General features: G+C 73.4%; 10 protein-coding genes and 2 pseudogenes. 3 read left to right on the top strand and 9 right to left on the bottom strand.

Annotation, left to right across the window (positions count from 1 at the left end):
- The coding region (locus AC2W7J_RS11045; RefSeq protein WP_485982411.1) for a cobalt-precorrin-6A reductase at positions 1 to 705 on the bottom strand (705 nt) is incomplete at its 3' end.
- Between AC2W7J_RS11045 and AC2W7J_RS11040 the strand changes: the two are divergent.
- Both AC2W7J_RS11040 and AC2W7J_RS11035 read left to right on the top strand, forming a co-directional pair.
- Positions 697 to 1,457: pseudogene (locus AC2W7J_RS11040) on the top strand (M50 family metallopeptidase). The gene AC2W7J_RS11045 and the pseudogene AC2W7J_RS11040 sit on opposite strands and share 9 nt — an antisense overlap.
- Positions 1,454 to 1,885 (top strand): DoxX family protein, encoded by a 432-nt coding sequence (locus AC2W7J_RS11035; protein WP_485982409.1) that lies wholly within the window; start codon positions 1,454 to 1,456, stop codon positions 1,883 to 1,885. The pseudogene AC2W7J_RS11040 and the gene AC2W7J_RS11035 overlap by 4 nt, the downstream one beginning before the upstream one ends.
- On the opposite strand, the gene AC2W7J_RS11030 is transcribed toward AC2W7J_RS11035, so the two are convergent.
- The 3 genes from AC2W7J_RS11030 to AC2W7J_RS11020 are packed head-to-tail and all read right to left on the bottom strand — an operon-like array spanning position 1,882 to position 5,417.
- Entirely contained in the window at positions 1,882 to 2,685 is an 804-nt protein-coding gene (locus tag AC2W7J_RS11030; protein ID WP_485982407.1) for an HAD family hydrolase, read from the bottom strand. The two genes, AC2W7J_RS11035 and AC2W7J_RS11030, sit on opposite strands and share 4 nt — an antisense overlap.
- The gene (locus tag AC2W7J_RS11025) at positions 2,682 to 4,457 is read right to left on the bottom strand and encodes a proline--tRNA ligase (RefSeq protein WP_485982406.1); all 1,776 of its coding nucleotides are present in this window, start codon (positions 4,455 to 4,457) and stop codon (positions 2,682 to 2,684) included. The genes AC2W7J_RS11030 and AC2W7J_RS11025 overlap by 4 nt, the downstream gene beginning before the upstream one ends.
- Before the next feature lie 51 nt (positions 4,458 to 4,508).
- Entirely contained in the window at positions 4,509 to 5,417 is a 909-nt protein-coding gene (locus AC2W7J_RS11020) for a LysR family transcriptional regulator (RefSeq protein ID WP_485982405.1), read from the bottom strand.
- Positions 5,418 to 5,488: 71 nt separating this feature from the next.
- Between AC2W7J_RS11020 and AC2W7J_RS11015 the strand changes: the two genes are divergently transcribed.
- Entirely contained in the window at positions 5,489 to 6,409 is a 921-nt protein-coding gene (locus tag AC2W7J_RS11015) for an EamA family transporter (RefSeq protein ID WP_421007266.1), read from the top strand.
- Here the strand turns inward: AC2W7J_RS11015 and AC2W7J_RS11010 are convergent.
- From AC2W7J_RS11010 to AC2W7J_RS10990, 5 genes and pseudogenes are all read right to left on the bottom strand, one after another.
- Complete coding sequence (locus AC2W7J_RS11010) at positions 6,393 to 7,076, bottom strand: SIR2 family NAD-dependent protein deacylase (protein WP_255186325.1); 684 nt, start codon at positions 7,074 to 7,076, stop codon at positions 6,393 to 6,395. The genes AC2W7J_RS11015 and AC2W7J_RS11010 overlap by 17 nt on opposite strands.
- Positions 7,077 to 7,211: 135 nt before the next feature.
- Positions 7,212 to 8,021, bottom strand: coding sequence for a hypothetical protein (locus AC2W7J_RS11005; RefSeq protein ID WP_485982404.1), 810 nt, complete (start codon positions 8,019 to 8,021; stop codon positions 7,212 to 7,214).
- Positions 8,022 to 8,026: 5 nt separating this feature from the next.
- Positions 8,027 to 8,902, bottom strand: a complete 876-nt coding sequence (locus AC2W7J_RS11000) for a GNAT family N-acetyltransferase (RefSeq protein WP_485982403.1) — start codon at positions 8,900 to 8,902, stop codon at positions 8,027 to 8,029.
- A 3-nt stretch (positions 8,903 to 8,905) separates the two neighbouring features.
- Complete coding sequence (locus tag AC2W7J_RS10995; RefSeq protein WP_255185811.1) at positions 8,906 to 9,298, bottom strand: DoxX family protein; 393 nt, start codon at positions 9,296 to 9,298, stop codon at positions 8,906 to 8,908.
- An 11-nt stretch (positions 9,299 to 9,309) separates the two neighbouring features.
- Positions 9,310 to 10,475: pseudogene (locus AC2W7J_RS10990) on the bottom strand (thiamine pyrophosphate-dependent enzyme); the annotation flags it as partial.

Here is a 10,475-nt window from a genome sequence, read left to right as displayed (position 1 = left end):
GTCGCTCGCCTCGGCGACGCCCCTCGGCGCGCGCCGACGCGACACGACGACGACCGGCACCCCGAGATGGCGGGCCGCGTCGAGCTTGGCCTCGGTGAACCGTCCTCCGGAGTCCTTGGTGAGCAGCACCCTCACGTCATGCTCGCGCATGATCGCCTCCTCGTCGGCGACGGCGAAGGGCCCCCGCGAGCGCAGCACCGTCCACGCGTCCGGCAGCGGCGCCTCCGGCGGCTCGACGAGCCGCACGAGCACCGGCCGCTCGGCCCAGGCCTCGACGTGGTGGTGCAGGGTCTGCCGGCCCGTCGTGACGAAGGGGGTGCCCCCCACCGCGTCGGCCGCCTCCCGGGCAGCCACGTGGTCGCCCACCCAGGTCCACGACGCGGCGTCCGGGTGCTGCACCCAGCCGGGCCGGGCGAGCCGCAGCAGCGGCACCCTCAGTGACGAGCAGGCCTGTGCCGCATGGGCGCCCATCGTCGCGGCGAAGGGGTGGGTCGCATCGACGACCGCGCTCACCTGCTGCTCGCGCAGCCAGTCGGTCAGGCCCTCGACCCCACCGAAGCCCCCGATCCGCACCGGCCCGACCGGCAGCCGCGGCCGGGAGACCCGGCCCGCGAGCGAGGAGGTGAGGGGCACTCCCTTCGCCTCGAGGAGGGCAGCCAGATCCCGTGCCTCGGCGGTCCCACCGAGGATCAGCACGTGCGTCATGGGGCCACCCTCCCACGCACAGGTTGCGCCCCTAGCGTCTGCCCCGTGCAGCACCTCATCGACCGCCTCTCCCCCGCGACGGGCACACCCGACCTCGGCGGCTGGACCCTCGTCGTGGTCCTGGCCCTCGCGCTGCTCGCCGCCACGTGGTGGCCGGCGTGGCGGGTGCTGCGCCTGGGCGTGACCCTCGTCCACGAGCTCGGCCACGCGGTCGTCGGGATGGCGTGCGGGCGGCGGTTCACGGGCTTCGTCCTGCGCTCGGACATGTCCGGCCACGCGGTGACCGTCGGCCCGGCCCGAGGTGCGGGCGTGGTCGCGACGACCTGGGCCGGCTACCCCGCTCCCGGCCTCGTCGGCGCGGCGGTCGTGTGGCTCGCGACGGCCGGCTGGGCAGCCCGACGCTCACCCTCCTGCTCGTCGGGCTGCTCGCCGCCCTGACCCGGGTGCGCTCCGCCCTCACCGGCCTCGTCGTCGTCGCGGTGCTCGCGACGGGCGCTGCCCTGTGGTGGTGGCGCGACGACGCCCTGCAGCAGCAGGTGCTCGTCGGCCTGGGCGTGCTGCTCCTCGTCGGCGCCTGGCGTCACCTGGCGACGATGCTCGGTGGCATCGAGGCCGCAGCGACCCGGGCTCGCTCGCCCGTGCCACGGGCGTGCCGGCGGTGCTGTGGGTGGCGAGCTTCGCGCTCGTCCTCGCCGGCGCCTCCTGGCTCGCCGTCGCGCGCCTGCTCGGCGTCGTGGGAGGCTGAGACATGACCTCACCCGTTCGCGCCGTCGGGCAGATGCTGCTCGGCTCCGTCCTCGTCCTCGCGGGCGTGGCTCACCTGACCTTTGCCCGCACGGAGTTCCAGGCACAGGTCCCGCCGTGGTTCCCCGCTGACGCCGACCTCGTCGTGCTCGTCTCGGGTGTCGTCGAGGTCCTCGTGGGCGCGGCTCTGCTCGTGACCTGGCGGCATCCCGCCCGAGCGGGGGTCGGGCTGGCGACGGCGGCGCTCTTCGTCGCGGTCTTCCCCGGCAACATCGCACAGCTCACCGAGCACCGAGACGCCTTCGGGCTGACGAGCGACACGGCGCGGGCGATCCGGCTGCTCTTCCAGCCGGTCCTCGTCGTGTGGGCGGTGTGGAGCACCGGCGCCTGGCGCTGGTGGCGACAGCGTCGGGTGACTGCCGAGCGCCGTTCCTAGGCCGCGAGCCACCCGTCGACGATGGTGAGCACGTCGAGCAGCTCGTGCGCGACACCGTCGGGCTCGACGTCGACCGTCACCTGCTGGTCGGTGGGGATGTCGCTGTGCGGCACCCAGATCGCGCGCATGCCGACCTCCTGCGCACCGAGCACGTCCTCGAAGAGCCGGTCGCCGACGTAGACCGCGTGGGTCACCGGCACGCCGACGGCCGCTGCCGCCGCCTCGAAGGCCTCGCGGTGCGGCTTGACCACCTTGATCTCCGACGAGTAGACGTCACCGTCGACGAGGTCGAGCACGCCGTCACGCTCGAAGATCTCGCGGTGGTAGTCCCCGCTCCAGATCGTGTTGGACAGCACGCCGACCTTGAGCCCACGCTCGCGCAGCCCCGCCCACAGCGGCCGCACCTGCGGGTCGGTGTGGGTGTGGGGTTCCCAGAAGCGGCGATAGGCCGCGAGGGCCACGTGGTGCCGGTCGTGCTGGGGGTCGGCCCCGGCCTCGCGCAGGATGTCGTCGAGGTGGGCCCCGCGCTGGTCGTCGCGCACCTGCCGCCACGCATCGGCCTCGACGGCGTGGATCCGCTCGGCGAGCTCGTGCGCCCGGTCGAGGTCCTCCTGCGGCACCTCGTCGGACTCGATCGGGATGCCGTGCACCTCGCGGGCGAAGACCCGCCACTGCTGGCCCAGGTCGATCGTGTGCCACGGGGTGAGCGTGCCACCCCAGTCGAAGATGACCGCTTCGACGGGCCCGGCCTCGGGCCGCTCACGCACGGTCAGCGGGTGGCGCATCTCGTCGACGCTCACTCCCCGCCACGCACCTCGGCGAGCACGGCCTCGACGGCCTCGCCCACCGGCACCTCGCGGCGGTCACCGCTGCGGCGGTCCTTGACCTCGACGACCCCGTCGGCCAGACCCTTGCCGACGACGAGGATCGTCGGCACGCCGATGAGCTCGGCGTCCTTGAACTTCACGCCCGGGCTCACCTTGCCGGCGCGGTCGTCGTAGAGGACGGAGACCCCCTTCGCCTCGAGCTGCGCGGAGAGGTCACCGGCGGCGGTGAAGATCTCGTCGGTCTTGCCCGCCGCGACGACGTGCACGTCGAAGGGGGCGAGCTCACGCGGCCACACCAGGCCGAGGTCGTCGTGGTTGTCCTCCGCGACGACACCGACCGCGCGGGTGACGCCGACGCCGTAGGAGCCCATGGTCACGGTGACGAGCTTGCCGTTCTCGTCGAGGACCTTCAGGCCCAGCGCCTCGGCGTACTTGGTGCCGAGCTGGAAGATGTGGCCCATCTCGACACCGCGGGCGAGGGTCAGCGTGCCGGAGCCGGTCGGGCTCGGGTCGCCCTCGCGGATCTCCGCCGCCTGGATCGTGCCGTCGGCGGTGAAGTCGCGACCGTGGACGAGGTCGATGACGTGCTTGCCGTGCTCGTCGGCACCGGTGACCCAGGCGGAGCCCTCGGCGATGCTCGGGTCGAGCAGGTAACGAATGCCGGAGGAGCGCTCGGAGCCGAGGACGCCGGGACCGATGTAGCCCTTGGCGAGCATCGGGTGGGCGGCGAAGTCGGCCTCGCCGAACTCCTCGACCTCGGCCGGCGCCACCTGGGCCTCGAGGCGCTTCGCGTCGACCTCGCGGTCGCCGGGCACGCCGATGGCCAGCGGCTCGCGCCACGGCTCGTCGTGCTCCTCGTCGGCAGGGTGGACGAGGGTGACGAGGACGTTCTTGAGCGTGTCGGCACCGGTCCACTCGCGGCCGTCGGTGCGCGGGTGGCTGGCGTTGAGGGCGGCGACGAGGGTGTCGATCGTCGGGGTGTCGGGGGTGTCCTCGACGTGCGCGGGGCCAGCGGTCACCTCGACCGGCGGGGCCTGCGGCACGACGACGGCCTCGACATTGGCCGCGTAGCCGGAGGCGTCGCGCACGAAGGTGTCCTCGCCGTTGGGGCTCACCGCGAGGAACTCCTCGCTCGCGCTGCCGCCCATGGCGCCGGAGTCGGCGTGGACGATGACGTACTCGAAGCCGAGCCGGTCGAAGATCTTGATGTAGGCGTCGCGGTGCGCGTCGTAGGCCTTCTGCAGGCCGGCGGAGTCGATGTCGAAGGAGTAGGAGTCCTTCATGATGAACTCGCGGCCGCGCAGCACGCCGGCGCGCGGGCGGGCCTCGTCGCGGTACTTCGTCTGGATCTGGAAGAGCGCGAGCGGCAGGTCCTTGTACGAGGTGTACATGTCCTTGACCGCGAGGCAGAACATCTCCTCGTGCGTCGGCCCGAGGAGCATGTCGGCGTCCTTGCGGTCGACGAGCCGGAAGAGGTTGTCGCCGTACTCGGTCCACCGGTTGGTCGCCTCATAGGGCTCCTTGGGCAGCAGCGCGGGGAAGGACAGCTCCTGGGAGCCGATCGCCTCCATCTCCTCGCGCACGATCGCCTCGACCTTGCGCAGGACCTTCAGCCCCAGCGGCAGCCAGGTGTAGATGCCGGGCGCGGCGCGGCGGATGTAGCCGGCACGCACGAGGAGCTTGTGGCCCGGCTGCTCCGCGTCAGCGGGGTCCTCCCGGAGGGTGCGGAGGAAGAGGGAGGACATGCGGGTGACCACGGACGGGACTCCAAGCGTGACGAAGGGGGGTGTACCGCGTCAGGATATCCGCTCACCCATGAGCGCCGCCCCCGCAATACCGAGCTGTCGGGTCACGAGGCGCACCGCGGCCCGCTCGGCGCGGTCGGGCCGCGAGAGGGCGACGATCCACCGGGCGGAGGGCACGTCGACGAGCGGCACGAGGGCGAACTCGTCGGCCGTGCGGGTCGTGTAGCGCGGCAGCAGGGCCAGCCCCTCGCCGGCCGCGACGAGGGCGGCGACGAGGTGGTTGTCCCGCAGCCGCAGTCGCCGGTGCAGGCTCCGGCCGCAGGCGGCCTCGACCCGCTGCAGCACGGTGTCGAAGGGGTAGTGCTCGGGTACCGCGAGCCAGGTCTCGTCGACGACGTCCTGGGGCCGCAGCGTCGCCCGGCGGGCGAGCCGGTGGTCGGTCGGGACCGCGACGTCGAGCGGCTCTCGGGTGAGCACGGTGGCGACGAGGCCCTCGCTCCCCACGGGCACCTCGCTCGTCAGCGAGTGCGCGACGACGATGTCCGCGTCGGCCGCGGCCCGCGCGTAGTCGTGCTCGGCCAGGTCGAGGTCGTCGATGCTCAGCTCGACGTCGCTGTCGGCGAGCAGGACGAGCGCGCCGGGCAGCAGGGCGGTCAGCCCGCTCGGCAGGCCGGCGACGCTCACCCGCCCGGTCGGCCGGCCCCGGTGCTCCGACAGCCGTGAGTCGACCCGCGCGATCGCGGCGGCCACCTCGTCGGCGCCGTCGGCGAGCAGCTCCCCTGCCTCGGTGAGCCGCAGCCCTCGTCCGTGGGGCTCGACGAGCGGGGTGCCGGCGGCCCGCTGGGCCGTACGCAGCTGCTGCGACAGGGCCGAGGGGGTGCGGTGGGTCGCCGCGGCGACCGCGGCGAGACTCCCCCGCTCCCGCAGGTCGCGCAGCAGCTCGAGGTGCCTGATGTCCATGCAGGAAGGCTAAAGGGATCGGTCATGAAGATTCGCTTGTCCTGCACAGTCGGGTGACCGACGATCGACGGGTGCCGATCCGCCACCGCCTGCTCGCCGTCGTCGTCGCCGTCCTCTGGGGCGCCAACTTCATCGCCATCCACGCCTCGCTCGAGGTCTTCCCGCCCTTCCTGTGCTCGGCGCTGCGCTTCGCCCTCATGGCGATCCCGACGATCTTCTTCGTCCCCCGCCCGCAGGTGCCCACGCGCTGGCTCGTCGGCTACGGCATCGGCTTCGGCATCCTCCAGTTCGCCTTCCTCTACCTCGCGATGGACGCCGGCATGCCGACCGGCCTGGCCTCGCTCGTCCTGCAGAGCTCGGCCCCCTTCACCGTCGTCCTCGGCGCGGTCCTGCTCGGCGAGCGACTGAGCGGCCGCGCCGCGACCGGCGTCGCGGTCGCTGCCCTCGGCATGGCCGTCGTCGGCTCTCAGCGACTCGACGCCGAGGCGGGGCTCCTCCCCTTCGTCCTGACGCTCATGGCCGGCCTCGGGTGGGCCTTCGGCAACCTCGCCTCCCGCCTGGCCGCGGCGCCCAGGCCCCTCCACCTGACGATGTGGATGACGGTGGTCCCGCCGGTCCCGATGCTCGCCCTGTCGCTGCTCGTCGAGGGGCCCGAGCGCATCGGCACGGCCCTCGCCGACTCCCTGACCACCGCGGCGGTCCCCGCTTGGCTGGGCCTCGCCTACACGACCCTCCTGGCCACCGTCGTCGGCTCGGGCATCTGGACCTGGCTCATGGCACGGCACCCGTCGGGGACGGTCGCTCCCTTTTCCATGCTCGTGCCGGTGACCGGTCTGGCCCTGGCCTGGCTGCTCCTCGACGAGGTGCCCGCCCCGCTCGAGCTCGTCGGTGGCGCCCTCGTCGTCGGTGGGGTGCTGTGGGCCTCGCGCCCCCGCCGGCCCGAGGCCCTGCCCGAGCCCACACCGGAGCCGGCGGTCAGCGCAGGGCGCTGACCATCGTCGGCAGGATCTCGGCCGCTTTGCCGCGCACGAGGTGGTGGCACATGTCGGAGATCTCGGTGTCGACGGGGTTGACCTCGACGACCGTCGCCCCCTCGGCGCGGGCCATCGCCGGGTAGCCGGCGGCCGGGTAGACGACACCCGAGGTGCCGATGACGAGGACGACGTCGCCCGGTTCGAGGGCCTCGATGGCCGCCTCGGTCGCCGCGACGTCCGCCTCCGGGAGGACCTCGCCGAACCACACGACACCGGGACGCACGTCCCCTTCGCACTCGGGGCAGGTGGGCGGGTCGATCCGCTCCGTCGGCTCCGCCGGCAGCTCGACCTCGCCCTCCCACGGCGTCTCGCAGTCGCTGCACCGCAGCGCGAAGATCGACCCGTGCAGGTGCGCGGCGACGGCCGAGCCGGCCCGCTCGTGCAGGTCGTCGACGTTCTGCGTCGAGATCGTCACCTCGCGCAGCCCGGCGAGCTCGGCGAGCGCCCGGTGCCCGGGGTTGGGCTCGACGTCGCGGACCAGCCGCATCCGCCAGGCGTACCAGGCCCAGACGAAGGGAGGATCCAGCCGGAAGGCCTCGGCCGTCGCCAGCTGGCTCGGGTCGAACTCCTCCCACAGCCCGGTCTGCGCATCGCGGAAGGTCGGCACGCCGGACTCCGCGCTCATCCCGGCGCCGAGAGGACGAGGACCCGGCGGGCGGCGCGCACGGCGTCCACCACCTCGTCGGGCACGACGACGTCGGTCTCGGTGGTCTCGGTCACGGATGCTCCTGCGGGGGTGCGGGGTGGGCGTGCCGCCACATCATCGCAAGGGGCGGCGCGGACTGCGGCACGAGGAAGTGCACCTGCCCGCCGCGGAGGGTCTCGCTGACGAGCACGTGGCCGGGTCGGGTCGGGACGTCCGCCGGCACGACGAGCCGGCCCCGGGGTCGCCGAGCAGGGCGGCGGCCCGAGAGTGCACGACGACTCCTTCGGCGGAGGTCACCGGGGCGGCCGGCTGCAGCGGGCCGAGGACGGTCGTGCCGACGGCACCGGTGGGCGACCGCAGGATCACCTGCGAGGCTTCCGGGTTGGTCGGCAGCACCATCGGCACCGGCGTCCCCGGCGGTCCCGGCGTCCGGTGCGCACGGGCATCCCGGGGGCCGTCCCGGATCTCGGTGCGCAACCAGAGCGCCCACAACCCGCCGCCGACGCAGAGGCCAAGACCCACGAGGCCAGCCCCGAGGTCGACGTCGCCGCCGACGGCGAGTCCCAGCACCGCGACGGTGAGCAGCGCGAGCCCGCCGAGGACGGCTCCGGCGGCCCCCAGCACATAGGTCCCGAGGAGGAGCAGCCGCACCCCCGGACCGGGGCGCAGCATGTGGAAGAAGATCGAGCACCAGTAGAGGCCGAGGGCGGCGGCGAAGCCGAGGGTCCCGAGACGGTCCCATGCCGACCCGACCGGCAGGGCCGCGATCACGAGCAGGAGGGGCACCCCGATGGGCGCGACGAAGAAGACGCCGAGACGGTTCCACCCCATGGGCCAGTCGCCCCACATCTCGCTGAGGTCGTAGCGCATCCGGCGCCCGAAGGAGACCTGGCTGCGCCAGGGGGCCTCGTGGGTCTCGAGCATCGTGGTCAGTCCCGCGTCGTGGGGGCCGGCTGCTCGTAGAGGGCTCGGGTGCCGTGGCTCCGGAAGCCGAGGCGCTCGTAGAGCGACCGGGCGGGGTTGTCGCACCCCACGGCCAGCCAGACCTCGTCGGCGCCGGCCCGCTGGAGGGCCGTCAGGGAGCGGGCGACGAGGTGGGCACCGAGCCGGTGGCCGCGCCACTCCGGGACGACGCCGACCTCCTCGATCCAGCCGTCGGAGAGGGTGACGAAGCCGGCGACGTGGCCGCTGCGGTCCATGGCGACCCGGGAGTCCTCCGGCTGGAAGCCGCGCTGCTCGCGCAGCCACCGACCCCAGGCCCGGGAGCTGCCGGCGCTGTATCCGGGCTGATCACCGAAGGACGCTGCGTAGGCGTGGCGGAAGGCCTCGGAGGTGTCGTCGGTGAAGGGCAGCGTCACGATGTCGTCGGGCCGACCGACGAAGGGGATGGAGCGCAGGCTGTGCCGCATGATCGACTCCGCGAAGCCGCGGTGCAGACCGAGCTCGGCGAAGAGGGTCTCCCCCTCGGGGCTCACCGAGTCCAGGACGAAGCGCACCGGCCCGACGCTGTGGCCGATGACCCACTCGGCGACCTCCTGCCCGATCCCCTGCCCCATCGCGGCGGGGTCGATCAGGCCGGTCGCCGTGCGGGTGCCGTCGGAGCTGACTCCGATGGCGGCCGCCGCCACGATGTCGCCGAGCTCGTCCCGACCGCAGATCGACAGGTCGGTCAGATAGCTGTCACGCAGGTGCTGCGGGTCGGCGAGGTCGGGCAGCCCGCCGTCGCGCTCGAGACAGGCCCTCCCGAGGCGGACGAGCGAGTCGATGTCGTCCGCGGTCGTGGGCGACCACTCCAGTACGCTCACGGGTCAGCCGCCGCGGGCCGCGCGCAGGGCGGTGCGCACGAGCGGCCACTGGAGCGGCAGCCGGGCGAGGGTCCCCGCGAAGAAGGCCGTGGCCTGCGGCGTGCCCTTGCGCTGGGCCCGTCGGCCGTGGTCGACGCTCATCTGCACGTTGGCCGGCAGCACACCGAGGAGCAGTGCGGCGCTCGCCCAGCCCGCCGCCGGGCGCGTGGCCGGCACGAGCAGCCCTGCGCCGCAGGCGATCTCGGCGACGCCCGAGACGAGCACGAGCTCGCGGGCGCGTCCCCTCAGGGGCGCGGGGATGATCGGCTCGTAGACCTCGGGGCGCACGAGGTGCAGCACCCCGCCGCCGACGAGAAGGGCAGCCAGGCCGGCCGTGGGCAGGTCGGGTCGGGTCATCGGGTCTCCTCCTAGAAGATCTGGCGCAGGTTGACCCGCGACAGGTCGAGCAGCTCGTCGCCGCGGCCGGACATCACGGTGCGCAGGGCATAGAGCGTGAAGCCCTTGACCTGCTCGGCGGAGATCGCCGGCGGGATCGTCAGCTCCTGCCGCTCGGTGACGACGTCGACGAGGGCCGGTCCGTCGTGGGCGAAGGCCTCCCGCAGGCTGCCCTCGAGGTCCTCGGCCTCCGTGACCCGCCAGCCCTTGATGCCGCAGGCCTCGGCGACCTGCGAGAAGTCGGGGTTGTCGAGGTCGGTGCCGAAGCCCGGCAGACCGGCGGCCTTCATCTCCAGCTCGACGAAGTTGAGCGACGAGTTGTTGAGCACGACGATCTTGATCGGCAGGTCGTGCTGGCGCACCGTGAGCAGCTCGCCCATGAGCATCGCCAGGCCGCCGTCGCCGCTCAGCGTGACGACCTGGCGCTCCGGCTGGGCGAGCTGGGCACCGACGGCCTGCGGCACGGCATTGGCCATCGACCCGTGGATGAAGGAGCCGATGAGCCGGCGGTCTCCCCGGCACTCGAGGTAGCGGGCGGCGTAGACGACCGGCGAGCCGACGTCGGGGATGAAGACCGCGTCGTCGGAGGCGATCTCGTCGACGAGCCGGGCGAGGTACTGCGGGTGGATCGCCTGGTGCTTGCGGCCCCCGAGCAGCCCCTTCTTCGGCGGCTCGGCCAGCTCGTCGAGCTTGTCGCGGGTCTTGCGGTAGTGCTTGACCGAGTCCTCGAGGTGCTTGCGGTCGCTCGCCGGCTGCAGCAGCGGCAGCAGGGCCCGCACCGTGTCGCCGACGTCGCCGACGAGCCCGAGGTCGAGGGGCACCCGCCGCCCGAGGTGCTCACCGCGCAGGTCGACCTGGATGTAGGTCGCGTCCTGCGGGTAGAACTGCCGGTACGGGAAGTCGGTGCCGAGCATGAGCACGGTGTCGGCCTCGTCCATCGCGCGGTAGCCCGACGCGAAGCCGAGCAGCCCGGTGAGCCCGACGCGAAGGGGTTGTCCCCCTCGATCTCCTGCTTCGAGCGAAGGGTGTGCACCACCGGTGCCGCGAGCACGTCCGCGAGGGCGAGGACGTCGGCCTTCGCACCGGCGGCGCCGGCGCGACGAGCAGGGTGGTCCGGCGCGAGGCCGCCGAGCAGCTG

The organism is Janibacter sp. CFPM2_SD2 (assembly GCF_057364645.1).
The sequence above is the reverse complement of the archived record's forward strand: the minus strand, read 5'-3'. Positions and strand labels throughout refer to the sequence as shown.